This is a genomic window from Sphingobium sp. SYK-6, from assembly GCF_000283515.1.
GTDB classification, from domain to species: domain Bacteria; phylum Pseudomonadota; class Alphaproteobacteria; order Sphingomonadales; family Sphingomonadaceae; genus Sphingobium; species Sphingobium lignivorans.
The window spans coordinates 100062-124494 of the sequence record NC_015974.1; the positions used below are offsets into that span (position 1 = coordinate 100062).

General features: G+C 62.5%; 20 protein-coding genes and 1 pseudogene. 19 read left to right on the forward strand and 2 right to left on the reverse strand.

The features are described 5' to 3' along the window. Positions 1-2 precede the first annotated feature (2 nt). The 9 genes and pseudogenes from SLG_RS19920 to SLG_RS22325 form a co-directional block, all read left to right on the forward strand. Positions 3-716 carry a type IV secretion system protein gene (locus SLG_RS19920; protein WP_007683402.1) on the forward strand — a complete coding sequence of 238 codons (714 nt, stop codon included), beginning with the start codon at positions 3-5 and terminating at the stop codon, positions 714-716. Between the two features lie 38 nt (positions 717-754). Then, positions 755-931 carry an EexN family lipoprotein gene (locus SLG_RS22505; protein WP_418361288.1) on the forward strand — a complete coding sequence of 59 codons (177 nt, stop codon included), beginning with the start codon at positions 755-757 and terminating at the stop codon, positions 929-931. Between the two features lie 21 nt (positions 932-952). After that, the gene (locus SLG_RS19925) at positions 953-1897 is read left to right on the forward strand and encodes a type IV secretion system protein (protein ID WP_007683405.1); all 945 of its coding nucleotides are present in this window, start codon (positions 953-955) and stop codon (positions 1895-1897) included. A gap of 336 nt (positions 1898-2233) precedes the next feature. Next, positions 2234-2932, forward strand: coding sequence for a virB8 family protein (locus tag SLG_RS19930; protein ID WP_007683408.1), 699 nt, complete (start codon positions 2234-2236; stop codon positions 2930-2932). Continuing rightward, entirely contained in the window at positions 2929-3786 is an 858-nt protein-coding gene (virB9, locus tag SLG_RS19935; protein WP_007683410.1) for a P-type conjugative transfer protein VirB9, read from the forward strand. Before SLG_RS19930 ends, virB9 begins: the two co-directional genes overlap by 4 nt. Before the next feature lie 3 nt (positions 3787-3789). Further along, positions 3790-5007, forward strand: a complete 1218-nt coding sequence (gene virB10, locus SLG_RS19940) for a type IV secretion system protein VirB10 (RefSeq protein ID WP_014072617.1) — start codon at positions 3790-3792, stop codon at positions 5005-5007. A 3-nt stretch (positions 5008-5010) separates the two neighbouring features. Then, positions 5011-6015, forward strand: coding sequence for a P-type DNA transfer ATPase VirB11 (gene virB11 / locus SLG_RS19945; RefSeq protein ID WP_007683413.1), 1005 nt, complete (start codon positions 5011-5013; stop codon positions 6013-6015). Further along, positions 5999-7963, forward strand: coding sequence for a type IV secretory system conjugative DNA transfer family protein (locus SLG_RS19950; RefSeq protein ID WP_007683415.1), 1965 nt, complete (start codon positions 5999-6001; stop codon positions 7961-7963). Before virB11 ends, SLG_RS19950 begins: the two co-directional genes overlap by 17 nt. Further along, a pseudogene (locus tag SLG_RS22325) lies at positions 7953-8396 on the forward strand (LPD7 domain-containing protein); the annotation flags it as partial. The gene SLG_RS19950 and the pseudogene SLG_RS22325, both read left to right, overlap by 11 nt. Positions 8397-8528: 132 nt before the next feature. Here SLG_RS22325 and SLG_RS22330 read toward each other — a convergent pair. After that, the gene (locus SLG_RS22330; protein ID WP_156405541.1) at positions 8529-8720 is read right to left on the reverse strand and encodes a hypothetical protein; all 192 of its coding nucleotides are present in this window, start codon (positions 8718-8720) and stop codon (positions 8529-8531) included. 196 nt (positions 8721-8916) lie between these two features. On the opposite strand from SLG_RS22330, the gene SLG_RS19955 reads away from it, so the two are divergent. From SLG_RS19955 to SLG_RS21965, 10 genes are all read left to right on the forward strand, one after another. Further along, positions 8917-11250: a DNA methyltransferase gene (locus SLG_RS19955; RefSeq protein ID WP_014072619.1), complete on the forward strand. Its 2334-nt coding sequence runs from the start codon at positions 8917-8919 to the stop codon at positions 11248-11250. A gap of 85 nt (positions 11251-11335) precedes the next feature. Beyond that, a complete protein-coding gene (gene tnpA / locus SLG_RS19960; RefSeq protein WP_041391853.1) occupies positions 11336-11719 on the forward strand; it encodes an IS66-like element accessory protein TnpA in 384 nt (127 codons plus the stop codon). Then, a complete protein-coding gene (gene tnpB / locus SLG_RS19965) occupies positions 11716-12063 on the forward strand; it encodes an IS66 family insertion sequence element accessory protein TnpB (protein WP_014072621.1) in 348 nt (115 codons plus the stop codon). The genes tnpA and tnpB overlap by 4 nt, the downstream gene beginning before the upstream one ends. A gap of 61 nt (positions 12064-12124) precedes the next feature. After that, positions 12125-13663, forward strand: a complete 1539-nt coding sequence (gene tnpC / locus SLG_RS19970; RefSeq protein WP_014072622.1) for an IS66 family transposase — start codon at positions 12125-12127, stop codon at positions 13661-13663. A gap of 27 nt (positions 13664-13690) precedes the next feature. Continuing rightward, positions 13691-14875 (forward strand): type IIL restriction-modification enzyme MmeI, encoded by a 1185-nt coding sequence (locus SLG_RS19975; RefSeq protein WP_014072623.1) that lies wholly within the window; start codon positions 13691-13693, stop codon positions 14873-14875. A gap of 91 nt (positions 14876-14966) precedes the next feature. Continuing rightward, positions 14967-16220, forward strand: a complete 1254-nt coding sequence (locus SLG_RS19980) for a metallophosphoesterase family protein (RefSeq protein ID WP_007683419.1) — start codon at positions 14967-14969, stop codon at positions 16218-16220. A 2-nt stretch (positions 16221-16222) separates the two neighbouring features. After that, positions 16223-19663 carry an ATP-binding protein gene (locus SLG_RS19985; protein WP_007683421.1) on the forward strand — a complete coding sequence of 1147 codons (3441 nt, stop codon included), beginning with the start codon at positions 16223-16225 and terminating at the stop codon, positions 19661-19663. A 159-nt stretch (positions 19664-19822) separates the two neighbouring features. After that, positions 19823-21889: an ATP-dependent nuclease gene (locus SLG_RS19990; protein WP_007683423.1), complete on the forward strand. Its 2067-nt coding sequence runs from the start codon at positions 19823-19825 to the stop codon at positions 21887-21889. After that, entirely contained in the window at positions 21882-23654 is a 1773-nt protein-coding gene (locus tag SLG_RS19995; protein ID WP_014072624.1) for a UvrD-helicase domain-containing protein, read from the forward strand. The genes SLG_RS19990 and SLG_RS19995 overlap by 8 nt, the downstream gene beginning before the upstream one ends. A 124-nt stretch (positions 23655-23778) precedes the next feature. Further along, positions 23779-23937 (forward strand): hypothetical protein, encoded by a 159-nt coding sequence (locus SLG_RS21965; protein ID WP_007683426.1) that lies wholly within the window; start codon positions 23779-23781, stop codon positions 23935-23937. A 48-nt stretch (positions 23938-23985) separates the two neighbouring features. On the opposite strand, the gene SLG_RS20000 is transcribed toward SLG_RS21965, so the two are convergent. Further along, positions 23986-24189, reverse strand: a complete 204-nt coding sequence (locus SLG_RS20000) for a hypothetical protein (RefSeq protein WP_007683427.1) — start codon at positions 24187-24189, stop codon at positions 23986-23988. Positions 24190-24433 lie beyond the last annotated feature (244 nt).

Below are 24433 nucleotides of genomic sequence, written 5' to 3' on the forward strand. Positions count from 1 at the left end.
CTATGGGTAAGGGCATATACGCAGCACTTGGCGCCATCGCCCTTGGAATGGCGGGGCCTGCAGTCGCGCAAGGTATCCCCGTCTACGACAGCTCCGGCTATCTGCAGGCGCTGGCCACGGTGAAGAACACCCTGTCGATGATCGATCAGGGGAAGGAGCAGATCGCAGAAGCGAAGCAGCTCTATGGCAGCTTCAACCAGGTCACCGACGTCAACGGCATCGCATCATCTCTTTCCACCGATGCCATGCGCCACCTTCTGCCGCGGGAGGCCCGTGACATCAGCCGGCTGATGTCGTCGGACAATGCCAGCCTGGGCTCGCTCGGGAGCTCCGCGACCCGTATCCGGGACGCCAACCGTATCGCTTTGCCGGAATTGCGACCAGGTGCGTCGGCGTATGAGCGCGCTTCCCGCGACAACCTCTTGCGGAACGGCGACCTCGCAGCGCGCGATGCCGCGATCGCGGAGGCGGCCTATGGCGTGTCGGCCCAGCGTACCGCCGGGCTCGAAGAACTGAGAACCTCGCTGGATACGGCTTCGGACGCCAAGCAGGTCATGGATATCCAGGCGAGGGTAGGGGTCGAGAATGCCCATATCCAGAACGACGCCTTGCAATTGCAGGCGCTGCGAATGCGGCAAGAAGCAGACGTCCAGTTGCGATCACAGCGCGAAAGCGAAGCGATACTGGCGACGAAGCTAGAAAGCTTGTCGCAATGACCGCGAGAGCTTTGCTGCTTGGGTTTGCCGCAGCGGGAATGCTCGCAGGATGCGAGCGGGCACCGCGCGGGAAGGACTATCTAACCTCTCACCCGGAAGAGCTCAGAGGACTCGTCAAGGCCTGTGCCGACGGATCACATCCCAACGAACAGGAGTGTTCCAACGCTGAAAGCCTCCGGATTCTCGACAACAAGATGCGGTCGCTTTCGAAATAATCCAGCGCCTTGGAGCTTCGCATGGCCACGGACATGTTCAATTCACTTTACGCGAACGTTGATGGGAAGCTTGATCTTTTCCTCAACGAGCGTCTCCAAAACGTCGTAGAGGTTGTCCGTGGTCCGCTCGCTGTCGGGCTGGTTATCTACATCGCCCTGTTCGGCTACATGGTGATGCGGGGCATCATCAGCGAACCATGGGGTGAGCTATTCTATCGGATGGTGAAGCTCTGTCTGCTGTATGTTGCTGCGACGACGGTCGCCTATTCCGATTGGATCACGACGCCGCTCTTCCACGGAATGCCCGATGCGATCTCCCAAGCTCTCGCCGGTAAGACGATCGACACAGTAGGAGAGGCCTTCGACGACTATTACACTCAAAGTGATGCTATAGTTGCACGGATAGAGACTGAAGCCGCAACGTACAGCGACATTAACCCATATAAACTGGTCCTCTATGCGCTGAGCCTGGGGCTGAAGGCATTAGCTGGGCTCTCGGCAGCGGTTGGATTTGCTATTACTATATTTGCCAAAGTTGCGTTGGCGATCATTATCGCACTTGGCCCCATCTTCATCGCTCTAGCTCTCTTCGAGCCAACGAGGCGTTTTTTCCACGGCTGGCTGGGGCAAGTATTCAACTATATCGTTCTCCTTGCTGTAATCATAGCCATCACGACCCTGATCACAGACCTCGGAGCGGCTGCAACAGCAGCATCTGAAGGCGTCGTGGATACGGCTTTCGGTGCTGTCCTGTTTGCAGCGTACATATTTTTGGGCACGATCTTCTTCTTCCAGGCTCCAGCCATTGCAACGGGAATAGCCGGGGGAGCCGCTGCCGGCGTGGGTGCCTTCGCCGGAACGGCCTGGGGCACGATGGCATCTCCCTTCCGACAGCGTCGCGTCATGCGCAACAGCCGCAACTTGGAGCGCGCCGCTCACCGCGGCGGCACCATCGAAGCGGCGTAGCGAGGCATCTCATGGCTTTTTCTTCACCAATATTCGCGCCTAGCTTCCGCCGTAGCGTCACCTGCCTGGGCGTTGTTCTGGCTGCGCTCGGCGTCGTCGGCTGTGCATCCGGTCCAAAGAAGCTCGCGGTTTGCAATGGCCATCACCTGCGCGACGTGAACATCTATGGAAGCGTCTTACCGGGCTCACCTGTGCCTGCGACCACGGCGCCGAGAGCTGCGCCGCCCATACCGCCGCTATCGCATCCAAGAGACGGCGATCCACCCCCACCGCCCGCCGTGCCTTCCGCGTCATCTTCCGGAGACAAAGTATCGTTCGCACCAAGGGGACCGCATTATGCGAGCTGCTGATGACCGCTCGGAGGCGGTGCCGGCATCGGGGCTGCAGCGCTATTTCCGGGACGCACGAAGCTGGGATCAGGACAGGATCCGGAACGCGCTGCGCTCGACCCGCATCGCTTGGAGCATCGCGGCCATCGCCTCACTCCTGGCCGCGGCCTCGATCTTCGCAGTTGCGGCTCTGACGCCTCTCAAGACTGTCGTGCCCTATGTTATTCGCGTCAACCAGACCACCGGCGCGGTGGATGTCCAGACCGCGCTCACGCAGCGGCCGATGCGCTACGATGAGGCGGTCACCAAATACTTCCTCGCCCAGTATGTGAGAACCCGCGAAAGCTGGATCCCGGCAGCGGCCGAAGAAAATTTTCGGTTCGTGACGATCCTCTCGCAGCCGACCGAACAGCAGCGCTGGGCGCGCTTCTACAGTAGCAACAATGGTGCCAGTCCCCAAAATGTCTGGGGCAAGAACGCAGTTGTGCAGGCGCGCGTGCGCAACATCGCCTTCATCAACGATCGCGTCGCCAATGTCCGGTTCACGCGGACAGTCCAGACCGAGACCGACATCCAGAACAGCGATTGGATCGCCACGATCACGTTCGCCTACGCCAACGCGCCCATGGCGGAAGGCGATCGCTACCGGAACCCGCTGGGATTCCAGGTCGAAAACTATCGTGCCGATCCGGAGGTGATCCGATGAGGGCGCTCTCCGCCGCCATCATTTGCGCGCTGGTGCCTGTAACGGCGGCGCACGCGGTCGAAGTTCCGCGAGGTGGTCCGTCCGACCCGCGCGTCAAGTTCGTCGAATATGAAGAGACCGAGGTCTATCGGATCGTCGGCACGTTCCGGACCGCAACACAGATTGTCCTGAGCGACGATGAGACGATCCAGCACGTCGCGCTGGGCGACACCGTATCTTGGGAGGTCGCCGTCGCCGGGCACATCCTGTTCCTCAAGCCGCGTGAGCGTGCCGGACCGACCAATCTCATCGTCACCACGTCGCGCGGAGGCGAATTGCGCAGCTATGCGTTCGAGTTGACCGCTCGCAGCGGTCCGATCACGGGCCGCAACGGCCAAGCCTATTTTCAGGTGCGGTTCCGATATCCCAGGGACGATGCAGACCGCGCCGCGCGTCTCAGGGCCGCGCAGATTGCCATGCAGGCGGCTGCCCTGGAGAGCCGGGCCGTTCGCGGCGCTCTCGATCATGGGGTCGTCGAAGGGCCTCGCAACATGAACTACAAGGTGCAGGGCTCCAGCGAGCTTCAGCCGTCGGAGGTCTCCGATAACGGGCAGTTCACGGTGTTGCGTTTCCCAGCGAACCGCGAGGTGCCGGCTATATATCTGGTGCGACCAGACGGGTCTGAGACGCTGGTTCCCTTCGACGTCCGTGACGAATTCGTCGTCGTCCATCTGGTGGCGCGTCAGCTGCGCCTTCGGCGGGGCGGCGAGGTGCTGTGCATCTATAATCAGGCGCCAGAACCCTATGGGGTCGATCATGGGACGAACACCGGGTCGCCCCATGTCGAGCGCACCATCACACATCCGCAGGAATGAGCCATGGTTGAAGATCCATCCTCCGTTTCGCGCCCTCTGCCGAGCGCCGATCTCACGCCAGAAAAAGACGAGATCCTGCACGAGCGCGGTATCGAGCCGATCGGGGGGATGACGCCTTCCAAGCGTAATACCGCCCTCATCTTTGCCGGCACGGCGATGGTACTCGGCATCCTGTGGGTTAATTCCGGAACGAGCCAACAGGCCTCCAATCGTGACCTCACTGCACCGGGCGGGGCGGCCCAAGAGCGGCGCGATATCGTGGCCCGGGAAACCGTCGATTACGCGGCGGTCGCGCCGCAGCCGAGACCGCTCGGCGCAGGCGGGAACGATCCCAACGCACCGGTGCTCAATCCCGCAGCCGGGGTTCCTGGCCCCGACGGTCAGATCGTCCCTGCCATGCAGCCCGGTGCAGCGCCCGGCCCGTCAGGCGCCCGGCCGAACCTGGCCGACCAGGCGCGACGGTCGACACTCATCGCCTATGGCGGGCGCGATCTCGGTGGAGAGACCTCGCAAGGCCCGGCGGCGGCCTCGAGCGCGCAACCGACCGAAAATTCAGGAACGCCAGGGAGTACGGAGGGCGGTGCGCCCAATGCGCTGGACTTGCTGCGACAAAGCTCAGCCGTAGGCGAAGCGCGAGCCTCGATGCTCCCCAATCGCAATTTTCTGATCACTGCGGGGACATTGATTCCCTGCACCCTTCAGACGGCCATCAATTCCGCACAGCCTGGATACACGTCCTGCCTGATTCCACGGGACGTGTATTCCGAGAATGGCCGGGTCGTGCTCATGGAAAAGGGCACGCGCGTACTCGGCGAGTATCGCGGGGGCATCCAACAGGGGCAGAACCGCCTCTTTGTGCTTTGGACCCGGGCGGTGACGCCACAAGGCGTCCGCATCGACCTTGCCTCGCCTGGGTCAGACGCGCTCGGCCGCGCCGGGCTCGCCGGAGCGGTCGACAGCTTCTTCTGGGCACGGTTCGGCGGCGCGCTCCTACTCTCGCTCGTCGATGACGCCGCCTATATTGCCGGGCAGGCCGCATCGAGCGGCAACGGCAATTTCAACAATGTCACGCGTGCGCCGAGCGAAGGGGCCGCGATCGCGCTCCAGAACAACATCAACATCCGGCCGGTGCTGAAAAAGAACCAGGGCGAGGAGGTCGGTATCTTCGTCGCCAAGGACTTCAACTTCGCCGATGTCTACAATCTGGAGCTGCGGCGGTAAGCCATGCGCGATACCGCCGTCCTCCGCCATTATCTCGAACCGCTTCTTCCGTTGCTGGAGCCGGATGATGTAACCGAGCTCGTCATCAACCGCCCGGGCGAGGCGGGGATCGAGGACCGGCAGGGGTGGCGATGGCATGAGTTGCCTGAACTGGACAGCGAGTGGCTTGGAACGCTCGCCGTCGCCGCGGCAAGCTTCACGCACCAGGACATCGATGGGCAGACGCCGATCTGTTCGACCGTCCTCCCAGGCGGCGAGCGCTGCCAGATCGTGATCCCGTCGGTGACGCCGAGCGGCTGCCCGTCCTTTACGATACGCAAGCCCTCGACCGTAACCCTGCCGATCGACCAGCTCGCACGCGCTGGCCTCTTTGACACGACGCGCGCGAGCGCCCGGGACCTTACCGAAACCGACGCCGAGTTGGTGGCACTTCGCGACGCGGGCGACTGGCCAGCCTTTTTCAAGGTCGCGGTCGCCGCGCGCAAGAATATCCTGGTCAGCGGGGCGACCGGGTCCGGCAAGACGACCTTGGCGAAAGCGCTTATCCAGCTCATCCCGCCCGACGAGCGGCTGCTTACGATCGAGGACACGCGCGAACTCATCGTGCCCCATCGCAATGTCGTTCACATGGTCTATTCGGGCGAAGGGCAGGGCCGTGCGAAGGTCGGTCCCAAGCAGCTGCTCGAGAGCGCGCTGCGCATGCGCCCGGACCGGATCCTGCTGCAGGAGCTGCGCGACGGCACCGCCTTCTTCTACCTGCGCAACGTCAACTCGGGGCACCCTGGGTCGATCACCACCGTCCATGCTGGCTCTGCGGCGGGCGCCTTCGAGCAGCTGACATTGCTCGTCAAGGAATCCGAGGGCGGCCGCGATCTCGCGCGCGATGATATCCGCGGACTTTTGCGAATGCTCATCGATGTGGTCGTCCAGACCCGGCGCCATGGCGGTCGCTTTGAGGTCGAAGAGGTCTACTTCCACCCGAAGGTGGGCGATGCCGGTGCAGCGTAACTTCTGGATCATCGGCCTGTCCGTTGCCGGCGGCACCTTATTGTGCTGCGCCATCGCCGTGCCAGTTGCCCTCTTTGGGATGGGCCAGATCGGCCCGAACACCGACATCACGGCCTTGCCCGCATGGTTGTGGTACTATCGGGCGGACCCGCTGCTTATTCTTTGGCTAAAGCGCGGGGCTCTGGCGGGCGCTGTTGTGGTCGGGCTCCTCGCAATCGGGATTCTGCGCCGCGGGCCGGCATTGCACGGCACCGCCCGGTTTGCGCGCGAAGGCGAGATCCGGCGGGAGGGCCTTCGCGACGCTGCCGGCATCGTTGTCGGCCGCAAGGCTGGACGTTTCCTGATATTCGGCGGGAGCGAGCATGTTCTGCTCGAGGCGCCCACGCGAGCGGGCAAGGGCGTGGGCGTCGTCATTCCCAATCTGCTGACCTGGCCAGATTCGGTGATCGTGCTCGACGTGAAGCGGGAGAACTGGGGCGCAAGCGCCGGCTATCGGGCACGGGCCGGCCAAGCAGTGCATCTGTTCGATCCGCTCGACGCGGAGGGGCGGACGGCGCGGTACAACCCCCTGGCGCACATCAGGCGGACTGATGACACCGAAGTCATCAACGAGCTGCAGAAGATCGCGGGCATGCTGTTCCCCGCGCCCGAGCGATCCGATCCCTTCTGGGCGGAGGCCGCGCGAGCGGCCTTTGTCGGCGTCGGCGCCCTGGTCGCATCCAACCCGGGCCTGCCCTTCACCATCGGCGAGATATACCGCCGCCTCACGAGCGGGGATCCCAAGAGCGACCTTCCCGCAGCGCTTCAGGAAGCTCGCAGGGTGGGCCAGCGCCTCAGCCAAGCTTGCGTGTCCGCGATCCAAGATTTCACCTCGGCCTCGGACAACACCTTTTCCGGGATCAAGCAGACCATCACCGCACGGCTCAATCTCTGGCTCAACCCCATGGTGGATACCGCCACCTCGGAGAGCGACTTCGACCTGCGCGAGGTGCGGCGTCGGCGCATGTCGATTTACCTTGGCGTGTCGCCTGACAATATCGACCGCATCGCGCCGATCTACAGTCTGTTCCTGCAGCAACTCGTGGATCTCAACACCCGCGACCTTCCTGAGGGCGCTAGCAATGTCCCGGTCCTGGTCCTGCTCGACGAGTTCGCCAGGCTCGGCAAAGCCTCGGTGATTGCGAGCGGCTTCTCCTACGTCGCCGGCTATGGCCTGCGCCTGGTTCCGGTCATTCAGAGCCGATCCCAGCTTCGCGCAATCTACGGTCCCGATGTCACCGACGAGATCATCGCCAATTGCGGCCTCGAGGTTGTCTTCACGCCTAAGGAGCTGAAGGTCGCGAACGAACTTTCCGAACGGCTCGGCTTTTTCACGATGAACGTGAAATCCCGCAGCCGTACCATCCACGGGCTACTGGCGAACCGGAGCATCTCGGAATCTGATCAGCGCCGCGCGCTCCTGCTGCCGCAAGAGCTCATGCAGCTGCCGAAGAACGAGCTCCTGCTCCTTCGCGCCGGCATCCCCCCAATTCGAGGGCGCAAGATCGCCTATTACCGGATGCCGCGCTTCACTCGGCGGGTGGTTGCTCCGCCTGTGCCGTCCGCCCGTCCAATCGCGGCAATGCTTTCCCCACCTACGCCGGCTTCAGCGCGGCAGGGCGCTGGTACACCCGGTCTGAGCGGCGCCCCACAGCAGCCGGCGACAAGCTCGGGCGAGACCATACAGGAGGAAATTGTGATGCGGGAAATGACCGACGCCGAGCTGGCAGGTGCGGCCAAGATCACGGATGACATGCTGGTTCTGGGCGACCTGGCCGAACTGCCGCCCCCGGGCGACGAGGCCGCCGCGATCGCGTTCGTGTCGGCGATGGTCGAGCGGGCACTTTTGCCATCGGTCGGGCAGCCATCCACATCCATTATCCAGGAAAGGACAGCCCATGTCCGCTGAGAAGTCCGAGAATTCGCGGGGCGCCAGGAAGCGCGCCAATGCCATTTCAATCGGTGAAGGTCAGTCCGCACCGCGTTCTGGGAAAGACACGCGGGACGACATTCCCAAGGATCCCGGCACCCCTAACAAAGGCAAGGAGGGGGCAGGGGTCGAGCCCCGATCAATTTCTGCCGGCGACATACCGGAGCCCCTGCGAAAGCGCTACTTTTCGTCGACCGGCAAATGGTCGGGCGAACCGGCCTACTTCACGACGGCGCAGGCAAAAGAGCCTGCATTTCGGGACCAAGGGCGGCGTCTTGTCACCTCGAGCGAGAGTGAGGAGGTCGTGCGTGATCTCGTCGCCATCGCCCGGCATCGCGGATGGTCGAATGTTCATCTTACTGGCAGCGAAGCCTTCCGCCGGGCAGCATGGCTCGAGGCCAGTCGCCAAGGATTGGAAGTACGAGGATATCGGCCGAACGAACGCGACCTACAAGAATTGGATCGGCTACGGCGAGACAAGAGCCGCAACAGTATTGCGCCGGCTGCCGTTCCATCAATCAGCCTGGAGTCCGGCCGAGGTCAGTCACAGGCTCGCGAGCGACCGACGCGATCCCGACCTGAGGCGCCCGGAGACAGAAACGAGCGAGCCGCGCAAAGTCAGTTGCGAGTGATCGAGGCGGTCGTGCGAACCGCATTGTTCGACAATCCCGAAGCGATCTCGCGTGTTATGAAGGTCGCGACCACGAAACTGCGAAACCACGTCGAACAGGGTCATCAAATTCGTCCTGCCACGGTCAGGGATACACGGGAACGGGGGCCTGTCAAAGTCGCGTCCGGCCGACAGGAATCGTCTAAGGTTCACCCACCTATCCAGCGATCTCGCAGTCGATAGGCGCGACTGAAACCGCTCGCACGGAATAGCTTGATCCTCATCGTCCTGAGCCCCAAAAGACTCAGAGCAAGGGGGGCCTGTGGACGTCGAAGATTTTATTGCGAAGTGGGCACCCGCAGGTGGCAACGAGCGAGCCAACACACAATTGTTTCTAACCGATCTGTGTCAACTGCTCGGCGTAGAGGCCCCGCGGCCAACGCTAAGTGACACAGCGCAGAATGATTACGTCTTCGAACGTCATGTCATCAAAACCGAGATTGATGGCGCTACATCCAACGGCTGGATTGATTGCTATAAGCGTGGCAGTTTCATCTTAGAGGCTAAGCAAGGTAGCAGTGCCGACCTGGCGGCAGTCGACGCTGGTCAAGGTTACTCGCTTCGCGACTTCTTTGGCCAGACTGCGGAGGACCGCTTCAAGCGCGGCATGGCTCGTCGAGACACCGCTGCATGGACCGGCGCTATGCAGCGAGCTGCAAGTCAAGCGGAGGGCTACGCTAAGAATTTGCCCCGCTCACATGGCTGGCCACCTTTCCTGCTGGTCAGCGACGTTGGATATTGCATCGACGTCTATGCGGACTTTCAACGCAACGGGAAAGGCTATGCGCCATTTCCCGACCGTCGTCGGTATCGAATTACCCTCGATGAACTGCGCGACAAGACAGTCCGGGAGCGCCTGGCGGCAATTTGGACCATGCCAATGTCGCTCGACCCCTCGGCCGAGGCGGCACGGGTTACGCGAAAAATTGCGGATCATCTGGCTGTTCTAGCCCAGGGTATCGAAGCTCGAGAGCAGGACCCGGATCGCGTGGCGGCCTTCCTTATGCGTCTCCTCTTTACCATGTTCGCGGAGGACACTGGTCTTATTCCGAAGGCGAGTTTCAGCGCGCTCTTGAAAAAAGTCCGCGATCGCCCCGAACTCCTGGCCCCCCAACTCAGTCAGCTATGGGAGGCGATGGATACCGGTGGCCTTGCGTTTGGCCTTGGTGAGGCAGGGGAGGTTGTGCGTCAGTTCAATGGATACCTCTTTAAGGATGCCAGTGCGCTGGCGCTTGATCAGCGTGAGATCAACGTCCTCATCGACGCAGCGGCATCGGACTGGCGCCAGGTCGAGCCAGCAATTTTCGGAACCTTGCTTGAGCGTGCGCTGAATGCCAAAGAACGCGCCAAGCTTGGCGCGCATTTCACTCCGCGCGCCTATGTAGAGCGACTGGTCGGCCCCACCGTAATGGAACCCCTGCGCGCTGATTGGGAAGGTGCGCGAACCGCAGCAACCTTGGCTGCGGAAGCAGGCGACAAGGAGACCGCGCGTCTTGAGGTCGAACGCTTTCACACCAAGCTCGCAAACATCGTCATTCTAGACCCGGCCTGCGGAACGGGCAATTTCCTTTATGTCGCGCTTGCGCGACTTAAGGAGTTGGAAGGAGAGGTGCTCGAATTGCTCGAAGCACTCGGCGATGAGCGCTATCTTCTTGAGCTCGGCAGCCACACGATTACTCCTGCCAACTTCCATGGCCTCGAAATCAATCCTCGGGCTGCACAGATCGCTCAACTCGTGCTCTGGATTGGCTATCTTCAATGGCATTTTCGTGTGAACGGAGAAGATCGGATGCCCGAGCCCCCCGTTTTGCGTGATGTCAGAACGATCATCCCAGCCGATGCCCTGCTTGATTGGGACGAGAAGCTTCCTGAGATGGAGAACGGCGAGCCAAAGACGATCTGGGATGGTACGTCGATGAAGCCGCATCCAGTGACCGGGCGACCCGTTCCCGATCACTCCGGTCGGCTAACGGTATATCGGTACGTCAATCCGCGGCGGCAAGTCTGGCCGGAGGCAGACTTCATCATCGGGAACCCGCCCTTCATCGGATGCCGCCGAATGCGCAAGCGCCTCGGGTCGCCCTACGTCGATACGCTCCGGAGCGTGTACGGCGACCTTTCTGGCGAGATCGATTTCGTGACCTATTGGTGGGCACGAAGTGCCGAGCAGGTAGCGAATGGCTCTGTTCGAGGATTTGGTCTCATCACGACGAAGACTATTGCCCAATCGAGTAATCGCTCGGTGCTTAGCCGCTATCTCGATCCTGAGCGCGGTGGCAAACTCTACCTGACCTTCGCGATTCCGAACCATCCGTGGCACGATCAGGAAACAACCGCTGCGGTGCGGATCGCGATGACTGCGGCTGCTGCCGGACAAGGCGCAGGACGGCTGTCGAGCGTTTCACTGGAGAAGCGCAAAAAAGGTGAAACACTGCTCGAGTTTGAGGAGCAAGTTGCGCCGATTAACATCGATCTGACTACCGGCGCTAACGTCGCCGGCGCCACCTCACTCAGAGCCAACGGCAACATCTGTCGTATGGGTGTGAAAATGTCCGTAACCGTGGGCTGCAGGCCGCCTTGCACGGCGCGGGATTGAGGCGCTGATAGCCGCTCCTTTTGATGGGGTGGCCTGGATGGACGGTAGCGAGGCGGAGCGAGCAAGTAGTCATATGAGTGGTCATATGACTACTCGGATTGAGGTCGTGGGCCGGGTGTCCGGCCGCCGTCGCTGGACGGTGGAGCAGAAGCTGGCGATCCTGCGGGATGCGTTTGGGCCGGAGGGTTCGGTCCGCGCAGCGTGCGACCGGCATGAGGTTGGCAGCGGCTCGATCTACACGTGGCGCCGACAGGCGATGTCGGGAGAACTGACCGGCGTCCGGCCACCGGCCTTGCCGGCATTCTCCGAGGTTGAGGTTGCGGATCCGGTCGTCCGCGATGTTGCACCGTCGGTGCCATCGCGTTGCGGGCAGATCGGCATCGAACTGCCGACGGGTGTCCGCCTGACCGTGGATGCGATGGTCGATGCCGACGCCCTTGCCCGGGTGATCGCCGTGCTCGGCCGATGATCCCGCTGCCACCTTCGACGCGGGTTTACCTGGCCTGCGGCGCGACAGACATGAGGAAGGGTTTTGACGGGCTGGCGGTACTGGTCCAGCAGGTGCTGGAGCAGTCTCCGCATTCCGGCGCGCTGTTTGCCTTCCGCGGCAAGCGCGGCGATCTGATCAAGCTGCTCTGGTTCGACGGCCAGGGGATGTGCCTGTTTTCCAAGCGCATGGATCGCGGCAAATTTGTCTGGCCGGTGACGAAGGCAGGCAAGGTCAGCCTTACCTCGGCCCAGCTTTCCATGCTGCTCGAAGGCATCGACTGGCGCCGTCCCGAACGCACCGCTGCGCCGCTTCTGGCAGGATAAAAAGTCCCAGATTTGCGCGGTTTTTCTGGTGCGGGATGGCCCACTTTGCTAGTGGGTCACGGTGTCGGACACAGCCACTTCCAACCTTGATAAAGATGCCCGGATCGCCGAGCTGGAAGCAGCCTTGGCAGCTCGTGACACGCTGATCGACACGCTGCGTTTCCAGCTGGCGCAGTTGCGCCGCATGACGTTCGGCCAATCGTCGGAGAAGATGTCGGCCCAGATCGAGCAGCTCGAACTGACACTCGAGGAGCTCGAAGGCGAAGCCGCTGTCGCCGATGCCCGCAAGGATGCGCCAGCAGCCAAGCCCGAACGGCCAGCGCCGGTCCGCAGCCTTCCGCTCCATCTTCCTCGTGCCGAGCAGCGGATCGAACCGGAGGCAGGCCACTGCAATTGCCCCGATTGTGGCGGCGTCCTGCGCCCGCTGGGTGAGGACAGCGACGAGATGCTCGACGTCCTGCCGGTGCAGTGGCGCGTGATCCGCACCATCCGCCCCAAGTACAGCTGCCGGTCCTGCGAGAAGATCGTGCAGGCGCCGGCCCCGGCGAAGGCCATTGCCCGCGGCAAGGCGAGCTTCGCCACGCTCGCCCATGTGGTCGTGTCCAAGTTCGACCATCATCTCCCGCTCTACCGGCAGGCCGAGATGATGGCAGCGCAGGGCCTCGACATCGACCGCTCGACGCTGGCCGGGTGGGCAGGACAAGCCGCACATCTGCTCGACCCGGTCGTCTCCCGGATCCGCGAGGAAGGCCTGAAGGCCGGCAAGATCCACAGCGACGATACGCCCGTGCCGATGCTGATCCCCGGCAAGGGCAAGACCGCGCAGGGCCGGTTGTGGACCTATGTCGTCGATGACCGGGCCTGCGGATCAACCGCTCCGGCGCTGGTGTGGTACAAGTTCACGCCCGACCGTAGCGGCATTCATCCGCAGACCGAGCTGAAGAGCTTCACCGGCCTCCTCCAGGCCGATGGCTATGCCGGGTACGAGAAGCTCTATGCCGGCAATCGTATCCAGGAGGTGGCCTGCTGGGCCCACTTCCGGCGCAAGATATTCGACAACCACCAGACCAGCCCGACGCCGTTGACTACCGACCTGCTCGGGCGGATCGCCGCGCTCTACCGGATTGAGGACGAGGTTCGCGGCCAACCACCGGATATGCGCCGGCAACGGCGGCAGGAGAAAACCAGGCCGCTGGTCGATGAGCTGCGCGCGGCCATCGACGATGCCTCGCGCCGCCTGTCGCCCAAGTCCGCGATGGCCAAGGCGCTCGCCTATGGTCGCAAGCGCTGGATTGCGCTCACACGCTTCCTCGATGACGGCCTGGCCGAGATCGACAACAACATTGCGGAACGCGCGATGCGCGGCGTCGCAATCGGCCGGAAAAACTGGCTCTTCGCAGGATCGAAGGCTGGCGGTGAGCGCGCCGCCGCCATTTATTCGGTCGTCGAAACGGCAAAGCTCAACGGCATCGAGCCGCAGGCCTACATCGCCGATGTCATCGCAAAGATTGCGGGTGGTTGGCCAGCCTCGCGCTGGGATGAACTCATGCCGTGGAATTGGGTTGCCACCGAGCAACCGCTGATTGCTGAGGCAGCATAACCTGCGGCCTTCAGGCCACGCTTACAAATGTCCGGTGACGGATTCAAAATCAATACCGAGCAGCGAGCCCGCTTCATCGCCGATGGCGTGCCGCCGGAACGAATGCCGCTGGTTGTGGCCGGCACGGATGTGACTGAGTCTCAAAGTAACACTTACGCTCTCGACTTCTTCGACATCGAGACTGAGGACGAGTTGCATGATCGCTTCCCTGGCGTGCACCGCTACCTGTTCGATCATGTGAAGCCAGAGCGCGATGAAAACGACAGGGAGCAGTACCGCCTCAATTGGTGGCGCTTCGCAGAACCTCGACCGAGGCTTCGTGCAGCCATCAGCGGTCTCCGGCGCTACATCGTCACCAGCGAAACAGCTACGGAGAGGTTCTTCAAGTTTATTCCCAGTGCGGGCCGTCTCGTGGATGGCTCAGTTATAGCGATTGCGTCCGACGACCCCTATGTTCTCGGCGTGGTCTCGAGCACAGCGCACACCGTGTGGGCGCTTCGTGCGGGCGGGCGGATGGGGTCGGGCGACGATCCGCGTTATCAAAATGAAACCTGTTTTGATCCGTTTCCCTTTCCGCCGAGCGTGCCGGAACTGGAGCAGAGGATTCGGATTGCAGCGCGCAAATTGGACAGGTTGCGCCGGAAGGTTCTAGCGCGCCATTCGGATCTGACCCTGACAGCACTTTATACCACGCTCGCCCGTATGCGAGATGCCAAGGGTGGAGTTCTTGATCCCAAATACCGGTCCATCGCCGAACGCGGCGAAGTCTCGCTCATCCGCCATTATCACCAACAGATAGATGAGGCTGTCGCTGAAGCATACGGTTGGCCGCGCGACTTGGAACATGAGGAAATGCTGGTCAGGCTTGTTGCTTTGAATGACGAGCGAGCCGAGGAGGAGCGTGCGGGGCAGATCCGGTGGGTTCGGCCCTCTTTCCAGGCGAAATCCCTCCGAAAGAAGCCGGCCCAAGTCGTCCTGCAACTTCGCAGAGGCACCAAGGCAAAGAAGGTGGAGCGGGATTGGCCAAGCGCCCTTCCAGAACAAGTGGTTGCCGTCGCAAGCGTCGTGGCGCGGTCCGCCAAACCATTGGCGCCCAAAGATGTTGCCCGTGCATTCAAAGGGAAACGCGCCTCTACAGTCGCGCCAGTGCTTGATGCGCTTGCAGGAATGGGGATGGTACGAAAGCTTGAGGACGGCCGCTATGCGGCCTGAGAAGCTGCGCTTCGGCAAATGGCCAACGTCTCCATTTGCCGCTCTTATCTTCATAAACGGTAGGCACTGACTGCCAGGGGGGAACATCACCGTGTCGAGTTTCCGCTTCCTGCATGCTGCGGACATCCATTTGGACAGTCCATTGCATGGCCTATCGCGGTACGATGGACTTCCCGTCGAGGAGATCCGGTCGGCCACGCGATCCGCGTTTGACAACCTCATCCAATGCGCGATCGACGAGGCGGTGGACTTTGTCGTCATCGCCGGCGATCTATTCGATGGCGACTGGCGCGATATGGGGACGGGACTCTACTTTGCCCGGGCCATGGGCCGTCTCGATCAGGCCGGCATTCCAGCGTTCATTATTGCCGGCAACCACGACGCCGCCTCGGCGATCTCGCGGACGTTGACTTGGCCGCCAAACGTTCGCCAATTCGGACCGAGGCGTCCCGAAACCCACAGGCTGCCGAACCTCGCTGTGGCGCTGCACGGCCAGAGCTTTTCCACGCCGGCCGTCACCGACAACCTCGTCCTCTCCTATCCGGCCGCAGAAGCGAACTCGTTCAACATCGGCGTACTCCACACCGCCTTGGCGGGGCGGCCGGGGCACGCCAAATACGCGCCCTGTGGCGTCGAAGATTTACGCGGGAAGGGCTACGACTACTGGGCACTCGGCCATGTGCACGAGTTCGAAATCGTCAACGACAACCCCTATGTCGTCTTTCCAGGCAACGTGCAGGGCCGCACTATACGCGAGGCGGGCGCAAAGGGTGCAGTCATCGTGACGGTGGTGGATGGCGAGGTTTCGTCCATTGATCGCATCGATCTGGACGTTGTGCGCTGGATCCGCCTCGACATCGATTGCGCCGGCTCATCGCCGGGCGGCCTCCCGGACCTGATCCGCGCCGAACTGACGCGCATCCACGGCGCCGATGGCTCCGGTCGGCCAATGATCGTCCGCGTGAGCCTGAGGGGCGAGCTCGCAGGCGCAGGCGCGCTCATCGACAAGGCTGGGGCCATTCGGGACGACGTGCGCGCCATCGCCACGTCGATCTCGCCAGACCTTCATGTCGAGAAGGTGAAGGTACTGGTGTCGGAGCCGACCACGGAACAACACGCCGTGCTCGGCGAGGATCTCGATGAATTGATCGGCGAGGGCTCCTCGGACCTCGGACTAGCGGCGGCGATTGAGGCGGATCTGGAGCGCTTCATGGTTCTGGCGAAGAGCGCGCTCGGTGAGTCGGAGGACGGTGAATTGCGTCTGTTAGCGGCACAGGGCGACTGGGCAGGAATCCTCGGCACCGCATCAACGGCGTTGCGGTCGCGCCTGACGCCGGAAGCCTGACAATGCGTTTCTCCCGCCTTTCCCTCGAACGTTACGGCCGCTTCGCGGACTGCGAGCTAAACTTTCGGTCCGGCGACCCCGACCTCCACATCATCTATGGGGCGAACGAAGCCGGCAAGACGACCTCGCTGGCGGCGGTGTCAGACCTCCTTTTCGGATTCCCCCAGCGGTCGCCGTACAACTTCATGTTCGATTACATCCTCCTCAGGGTCGGTGCGGTACTGGAGGACGGTAGTCGGACGTTCGCGTGCCGCCGGAAAAAGGGTACGGCCGGCACGCTGCTTGACACGAATGACGCAGCGATCGACGAGGCTCCCCTTGCCTCGATGCTGAAAGGGCAGACCCGCGAAACCTTCAGCCTCTCCTTCAGTCTCGACCAGGATGCCCTGCGCTCGGGAGGCAAGGCAATGGTAGAAGCCAAGAACGACCTCGGCCGCACGTTGTTCGCCGCGGGTTCTGGCCTCACCGGCGTCGCCGACGAGCTCAAGAAGCTCGAAGGCGAGGCCGATGCCATCTGGGCGCCTACGACGTCCCAGCGACGCAGCTTTACCTTCGCGCACCGCCAGCTCGCCGAAGCCACCAAGACGATCCGAGACGCAGCTCTCAAGCCCAAGTCCTGGTCTGACGCACGGAACGCGATGCTGGAGGCACAGGCCGCACTCAATCTGGCTCGAGACGCCCGCGACGTGGTCCAAACGGAGCTGAGGGCTGCAGACCGCGTAAGGCGGCTCGCCCCGCTCGTACGGCTGCGCGACGAGCAGACCGAGACCCTGCTCGGCTACGAAACCATCGTTGATCTCAGTGTGCAACGCGAGGACGAGGCGGAACGCGTGATCCGCGAGGCCGAGGAGGCCCAGCGCCAGAGGTCGACCGCAGAGCAGCTAAAGGCTGACGCGGAAAACCGTCGGGACAAAATCGAGGCCGATCCGACCCTTTTGGAAAAGGCGGACGAGATCGACCAGCTCATCGCGGACGGGGGCTCCGTCGCGAAGGCCGCGCAGGATCTAGTCCGGCGCGAGGCGGAGCTCGTCGTCGCGGAGGCGCTGACTCGCCGTTTGAGGGCCGAAGCGGGACCCAACGCGGACGCCACACCTTCACGCGCTTTGGCGGCAAAGTTGCGCGACCTCTCCCGGACTCACGGCGAGAACGCCGCCGCGAGAAGGCAGATCGCCGAGAGCCGGAACGATCTCGACGACCGAAGGAAGCGCGCGCAGGACCGGCTCGATGGTGCATCGGCCGCCGCGGCTTCCGAGGCGCTCATTGATGCGGTCGACGCCGCACGCGCGCTCGGATCGGATGCCGACGCTCGTTGCGAAGGAGCCGGCCTTAGGGTCGAAGCGTTGGCATCGTCGCTGCCCGCCCTGCTCACCCGCCTTTCGCCGTGGACGGGCGGAATCGACGAGCTGCTGGTGCTACCCGAGGTGGGCGACGAGGAGATCGAGTCCGCACGTAGCGAACTGGCCGAAATTCTCGGCCAAGTTCGCCGTGAAGAGGAGCAGCTCCGGCACTGGACCGAAGAGGCCGAGAAGGTTGCGCTGGAGATTGGCCAACTCGCGACCGGCACCGTCGTGTCCGAGGACGAGATCGCATCGGTCCGTTTGAGCCGCCAGGACTGCTGGCAACCCATCCGTGAGAATGTCCTTGCGGGGACCCCACTCGGGTCTCCAGAAGCGGCCGTAGCCGACTACGAGACAAGCGTGTCCCGTGTGGACGAGAAGATGGTCCTCCGTTTTTCGCTGGCCGAGGAGTCGAGCCGCCTCTCCGTGCTCGAGCGGTCCAAGGCGTCGCACGATCTTCAGGCCAAACAAGCGCAGGGCCGGATTGAAGATGCCCGCAAGCGTTATGGAGAAGCAGCGGAGGCATGGGCGGCGCGATTGACCGCGGCCGGCCTGCCAGCCCTCGAGCCCACCCGTTTCCTAACCTGGCGGTCGGCGCGGGACGCGGCGGTCGAGGCCCATCGCGATGGCTTGACGTTGCGGGCCGATCTCGCTTCCATTGTCGGACGGCGTGACCGGTGCCGGGCCGCGCTGGCGCAGGCGTTGGAGGTTGCGGACGCCGGCGGACCGTTAACGCCGGTACTCGCGGCAGCCGAGCGGAAGCGGGCTGAATACGAGGATTTTACGCAACAGCGCCGTCTTGCCGCAGAACAGTTGGACCAGATCGCCGCGGAGGCCTCCGCCCTCGACCGGCGGCACCAGCGCCTCGACGATGAGGACGCGTCGAACGTCACCTCCTGGCGAGAAGTAATGGACGAAGCCGGTCTGCAGCTGGACATCGTCACTTGCGGTGCGGTTCTGGAACTACTCGATGATCTTCGTGGCGCCATCGCGGCAGAGGCAGACCTGCGCAGGAGGGTCGAGACGATCCGCAGGGACGCCAGCAATCACATGGAGCGGGTAGAGAAGTTGTCCGATGGCTCCAACGTTCCCGCGGGCGACACGGCGACGCGGCTTGGCGCTCTAAGGAATTGCCTCACGGCGGCCAGGTCGGCCGCCACGCTGATCGATTCGCTGGATGAGGAAGCGCGCCGCCGCGCGGATCAGTTCGAGGAGGCTTCGGCGAAGCTCGCCACGGCCGACGCGGCGCTGGCCCCCGCGCTCGCTGAAACCAAATCGACGGATCGCGCGGAATTATCGGAAGCGATCGAACGGTCGCGCGCGAAGCGCCGGCTGACGGTGGAGCGGGCCGCCATAGAACGCAGGATCGTCGAGGAAGGGGACGGCTTCACGCTGGACGAACTCGTCGCCGCAGTCGCCGCTTCTAATCCTGACCAAATCGCGAGCCACGTCTCGTCGCTGGATGCACGGTTGGGGGAATTGAACGACGAGGTGGCCGCAGCGGCTACGGCGCATGGCCACGCCAGATCTGCTTTCACCGCCCTCGACGCGGGCGGGACAGCCGCGGTGGACGCGGCATCGGACGCGGAACAGGCGAAGGCCGAGCTTGAAGTCCTTGCCGAACAGTACATCCTGAAGCGTGCTCAGGCGCTGACGTTGAAGTGGGCGATCGAGAAATACCGCGAAAGACATCAAGATCCGTTGCTGTTGCGCGCCGGCGATTTGTTCTCGATTCTGACCGCCGGCCGCTATGCCGCGCTACGAGTGGACGCCGACGGAAGCGTCCCGCGGCTGCTGGGCCTGAGGGACGATCGACGCACAATGGTGGAGGTGGGCGCCATGAGCGAGGGCACCACCGACCAGCTCTTCCTCGCCCTTAGGCTGGCGGCGCTGGAGCAATCGGTGAAGGCTGGGGTCAACCTGCCGTTTCTCGCCGATGACTTGTTCGTGAACTTCGACGACGAGCGCGCCGAAGCGGGGTTCAGGGTGCTCGCCGAGGTGGCCTGTTCCACGCAGGTCCTGTTCTTCACGCACCATCCCCACCTTGTCGAGATTGCCAAGTCCGTTGTCGGTGACGACCTCCACTCGAAGTGCGAGCTCGCTTGACGCGATGCGGCTAGAGGACAGCGCCATGATCATCTTCGGGACCGATCCTTGGTTCCGCCGTGCGGACGTCCAGGTGATCGGCGCCCAAGCCGATGGCGTCGGGCGCGCTGACGCTAGGGTTCATCGCCCGGGTTATATAGCGCCAAAATAGGGGGGAAAATGCGCATCAACCGAGCTAAGATTGAAAACTTCAGGCTCCTCCGCGACGTGGAGATCGGTTTCGAAGAACAGACGACGCTCATCGTTGGCCGCAACAACAGCGGCAAGACGTCGATCGCCGAGCTGTTCCGGCGCTTGCTGTCCGATCGCGCCCTGAGTTTCCGCCTCGAAGATTTTTCGCTCGGGTGTCACGAATGCTTTTGGACATCGCTTGTGTCTTTCCGCGCGCAGCAAGATTCGTCCGAGACGCTCGGACAGTTGCCAGCAATCAAGCTCGTGCTCGATATCGGCTATGACGTCGATGCGGCCGATCTTGGGCCGCTTAGCGAGTGCATCATCGACTTGAATCCCGATTGCCACGAGGCCCGGCTGGAGTTCCGGTTCGCGCCGAAGGCCAATGCGCTACAGGCGTTGTTCGTTGATTTAACGGAGCCGCTCGAAGATCCGGAGGCGGACCGCGCCCGGCTCTACCGCGAACTCGGAAATCGCATTGCCTCGGCCTATGCCGGATCGCTGGAAGCGGTCGATCCGAACGACCCGACCAACCGGAAGACACTGGAACCAAAGATCCTGTCCGCGCTCGTCGGCGGCGGCTTCATCAATGCCCAGCGCGGGCTGGATGACGATACATTCCGCGAGCGCGACGTGCTCGGCAAGGTGGTCGAGGTGCTCTTCCAATCGGCATTGACGGACGAACTGGATCCAACGCGACGCAGCACCGCCGAGCAGCTCAAGGAGGCGGTCGATCAGATCCAGGGCGATCTGCATATCGGTTTTAACGCCAAGCTGACCTCACTGCTGCCCACGTTCGACCTGTTTGGATATCCTGGCCTTGTAGACCCGGGATTGGTGACAGAGACCAGCTTCGACGTCGACAAGCTGCTCAGCAACCACACGCGCCTGCGCTACCGGGGCGTGAACGGCGTAACCCTGCCCGAAACCTACAATGGCCTCGGCGCGCGCAACCTCGTTTACATGCTACTACAGCTCCTGCGCTTCTTCCGCGAGTTCCAGGGAACGCCAACAGCGGCCGGCGTGCATCTAATCTTTATCGAGGAGCCCGAGGCGCATCTGCATCCCCAGATGCAGGAGGTGTTCATACGCCAGCTGGAGTACATCGCCAACGCGTTCGTCGCCCAATTGAACGCCGACCGTCCGTGGCCGGTCCAGTTCGTCGTCACCACCCACTCGCCCCACATGGCGAACGAAGCCCGCTTCGAGAGCCTCCGCTATTTTCTGTCGGTTACCGACGGCCCGGGCCTCCGGCGCTCAGTTGTGAAGGATCTCCGGCAGGGTATGGGCGGCGCGCCGGAAGAGGATCGCAATTTTCTTCATCAATATCTCACGCTATCCCGCTGCGACCTTTTCTTTGCGGACAAGGCGGTGCTGATCGAAGGAACCGCTGAACGCCTTCTCCTTCCGGCGATGATCCGCAAGACCGACGCTGCCGCGCAAGGCGAGCCGCAACTAAGCAGTCAGTACCTCACTGTCATGGAGGTCGGCGGCGCCTACGCCCATCGCTTCTTCGGCCTGCTGGCGTTCCTCGAGTTGCGCACGCTGATCATCACCGATATCGATTCCGTTGCGCCCGGGGCCAAGAACAAGCGCGTGGCGGTTCGTGTGGCCGAGGGCACATTCACCAGCAATGCCTGTATCAAAAGCTGGTACGAGCCCGACGTGAGCCCAGCCCAGCTGCTCGACAAGTCGACCGAGGAGAAGACCGACGGCGGACGACGGCTCGCCTATCAGATCCCCGAGCAGGATGGCGGTCCATGTGCTCGCAGCTTTGAGGATGCCTTCATCCTCGCCAATCCAGAACTCTTCGATCTCGGCGAGGGCGACCAGGCGACGCTCGCCTATGAGCATGCGGCCGAACAGAAAAAGTCCAGCTTTGCGCTTGAACATGCGATCGTAAACACCGAGTGGCGGACGCCGCGCTACATCGGCGAAGGGTTGCGGTGGCTTGCCCAAGGCAATCCAGCGCCGACCCTCGGGCCAGACGCGATCGCCGCCGAGTTGGTCGCCGAAGTGATTGACGCGGCTGATGGGGCCCAGGTCGATGGCTGACGAAGAGACCGCCGCCGACGCGGCCGGCCGCCTTGCACTTGAGCGTGTCTATGCGTGCTTCGATGCCGGACAAAGCTTCCGGCTCGAGGCAGGCGCGGGCGCAGGCAAGACATATTCCCTAGAAAAGGCGCTGCGCCGCCTGATCGAACTTCGCGGTACGGAACTTGTGCGTAAGCGCCAACAGATTGGTTGCATCACGTTCACGAACGTGGCGAAGGATGAGATTATCGCGCGCGTTCAGGCCCACCCGGCGGTTCGGCCGGAGACCATTCACGGATTTTGTTGGTCAGTATTGCAGGACTTTCAGCCCCAGCTCCGCGCGATCGTGCCTGACTTGCCGGGATGGGGAGAACGTCTCGCCGATGCCGGGGTGGGGGGGCTAGGCGCGAGGAAGGTCAATTACGACCTCGGCTATCCCCGGGTGACGCCAGACGAGGTGTCATTGAAGCACGAAGACGTGCTGACGCTGATGACGGAGCTGCTGGCACGGCCCAAGTTTCGCTTAGTGCTAGCGAAGCGCTATCCCGTGCTGCTGATTGACGAATATCAGGACACCGATGCGGGCTTCGTAGAGGCTCTAAAGCAGCATTTCCTAGGTACGGGTACGGGGCCTATCATTGGCCTGTTCGGCGACCATTGGCAGAAGATCTACGGTGAGGGATGCGGTGCGGTCGAGCACGCAGCACTCGAGGTGATCGACAAAAACGCCAATTTCCGATCCGCCGAACCCATCGTCGCGGTGCTCAATCGCATGCGACCCGATCTCGAACAGATCCCCAGCGACCCGGATGCGCCGGGTGAGGCTCGAATCTTTCACACGAATGCATGGCCGGGCCAGCGCCGAACGGGCCAGGGCGGTGGTCACTGGACTGGCGACACGAGCCCCGAGGCGGCACGCGCCTATCTCGATCACCTGAAGCAGCGATTGTCGGATGAGGGCTGGGACTTTGCCGTCGAACGCACCAAGATCCTGATGCTCAGCCACAGCGTGCTGGCGAAGGAACAGGGCTATCCGACCATCCAGAGCATTTATGGCCAGTTCAACGATGCCTGGCTCAAGAAAGAAGACCCCCACATCAAATTTCTGGCCGACCAGCTCGAGCCAGCATGCGCGGCCTTTCAGGCGAAGCGCTATGGCGAGATGTTTGAGAGCCTAGGCGCCGGCAGGCCGTGCATCCGTCGGCATCACGACAAGGTCGCATGGACGCAGTCTCTCGAACAGCTTATCCAATTGCGAGCGACCGGCACGATCGGCGCCGTCATCGACCTCATCAAAGGCCAGGCTCACATGCATCTGCCCGAGGCGGTGCTGGACCGCGAGCAACGCTTGGCCGACGCCGGACCCGAACCGGTCGAAGGCGAGTCTCGGAGGATCGCCCAGCTGCGAAGGCTACGGGACGTCGCCTACACCGAGCTGATGGCGGTGGATGCGTTCATCGATGGTCACACGCCCTTCGCCACCAAGCACGGCGTGAAGGGTGCGGAGTTCGAGAACGTGCTCGTCATCGTCGGCCGTGGCTGGAACAAGTATAATTTCGCGCAGATGCTGGAACGGCTCGACCCAGGCCCCCCGGCAGACAAGGTCGAATCCTTCGAGAGCAATCGCAACCTGTTCTACGTCGCGTGCTCCAGACCGAAGCGCCGATTGGCGCTGTTGTTCACCCAGATTCTAAGCGAGCTCGCGATGGCGAAGGTGACAGCTTTGTTCGGCGAGGCCAATGTGATCCCGCTTCCAGCAGATCCCGCGGGCGGGGCCGCGCCATGACCAAGGGAGAGGCACCACCGATGGTGACGATCGCTGCCTAAACGGACCACGATCTTAGCCAGATTTTCTCTTGGCTCGAAGCGGAGCCGCCGCGGGAGACAGCACCTCTCATCCCAACAACAGCATGATCGCGAAGAGACACAATGCCGGCGAGCTCATCGTCCTGAAGGCCGGCAACGACATCGCGGCTTTCGCGCTCGGCGCTTTCGATCTCATCGATATCTTTAAGACCAAGCCGCCGTTCAGACGGATCGGCATCGGCCGGACGCTGGCGCACTATTGAATCAGTCGAACTGCGGATACCGATAAGTAACCCCTTCCTATCCACTCATCACACGGGTGGGGTGATGTCGGCCCAGTAGATGACTTCTTCCAGGATATGCATGCTTTCGGGATTTTCCCAGCCCTCACGGTCGCTATCCCATCGCCCGATCACAGGGAGGTCAACCTCCCAGAGCAGCAAGCGACGGCCGTCTTTCCGGTCTTCCGGCAAAGTGCCGATCGGCTCCCAAGGGATGTGCTTGGCGGTGATCATGCAAGTTCCCTCGCTCGATTCCATTGGTCCCGCATTTAGCCCATCTTTGTGCAGGCACGAAACCCAGCTGGTTGCCAACCTGTCGGGTTTCGGCAGCCCGAGCAGCTTTTCGGTGCGCCTTCGGCTTATGACGCCAGACTTCGGTGCGTGAGCCGCCACTCGCTTGTGCGATGCTGGCACTGATTTAACATAAGATTGATTATCAGTCTTTTATCGTTCTATTTCAAATACTTAGATTACTTGC

Excerpts from the sequence above, each read along its gene's own strand:
- SLG_RS19920 (WP_007683402.1), top strand. The coding sequence starts at position 3 with ATGGGTAAGGGCATATACGCAGCACTTGGCGCCATCGCCCTTGGAATG.
- SLG_RS22505 (WP_418361288.1), top strand. The coding sequence starts at position 755 with ATGCTCGCAGGATGCGAGCGGGCACCGCGCGGGAAGGACTATCTAACC.
- SLG_RS19925 (WP_007683405.1), top strand. The coding sequence starts at position 953 with ATGGCCACGGACATGTTCAATTCACTTTACGCGAACGTTGATGGGAAG.
- SLG_RS19930 (WP_007683408.1), top strand. The coding sequence starts at position 2,234 with ATGCGAGCTGCTGATGACCGCTCGGAGGCGGTGCCGGCATCGGGGCTG.
- virB9 (WP_007683410.1), top strand. The coding sequence starts at position 2,929 with ATGAGGGCGCTCTCCGCCGCCATCATTTGCGCGCTGGTGCCTGTAACG.
- virB10 (WP_014072617.1), top strand. The coding sequence starts at position 3,790 with ATGGTTGAAGATCCATCCTCCGTTTCGCGCCCTCTGCCGAGCGCCGAT.
- virB11 (WP_007683413.1), top strand. The coding sequence starts at position 5,011 with ATGCGCGATACCGCCGTCCTCCGCCATTATCTCGAACCGCTTCTTCCG.
- SLG_RS19950 (WP_007683415.1), top strand. The coding sequence starts at position 5,999 with ATGCCGGTGCAGCGTAACTTCTGGATCATCGGCCTGTCCGTTGCCGGC.
- SLG_RS22330 (WP_156405541.1), bottom strand. The coding sequence starts at position 8,720 with ATGACCCTGTTCGACGTGGTTTCGCAGTTTCGTGGTCGCGACCTTCAT.
- tnpA (WP_041391853.1), top strand. The coding sequence starts at position 11,336 with ATGACTACTCGGATTGAGGTCGTGGGCCGGGTGTCCGGCCGCCGTCGC.
- tnpB (WP_014072621.1), top strand. The coding sequence starts at position 11,716 with ATGATCCCGCTGCCACCTTCGACGCGGGTTTACCTGGCCTGCGGCGCG.
- SLG_RS19975 (WP_014072623.1), top strand. The coding sequence starts at position 13,691 with ATGTCCGGTGACGGATTCAAAATCAATACCGAGCAGCGAGCCCGCTTC.
- SLG_RS19985 (WP_007683421.1), top strand. The coding sequence starts at position 16,223 with ATGCGTTTCTCCCGCCTTTCCCTCGAACGTTACGGCCGCTTCGCGGAC.
- SLG_RS19990 (WP_007683423.1), top strand. The coding sequence starts at position 19,823 with ATGCGCATCAACCGAGCTAAGATTGAAAACTTCAGGCTCCTCCGCGAC.
- SLG_RS19995 (WP_014072624.1), top strand. The coding sequence starts at position 21,882 with ATGGCTGACGAAGAGACCGCCGCCGACGCGGCCGGCCGCCTTGCACTT.
- SLG_RS21965 (WP_007683426.1), top strand. The coding sequence starts at position 23,779 with ATGATCGCGAAGAGACACAATGCCGGCGAGCTCATCGTCCTGAAGGCC.
- SLG_RS20000 (WP_007683427.1), bottom strand. The coding sequence starts at position 24,189 with ATGATCACCGCCAAGCACATCCCTTGGGAGCCGATCGGCACTTTGCCG.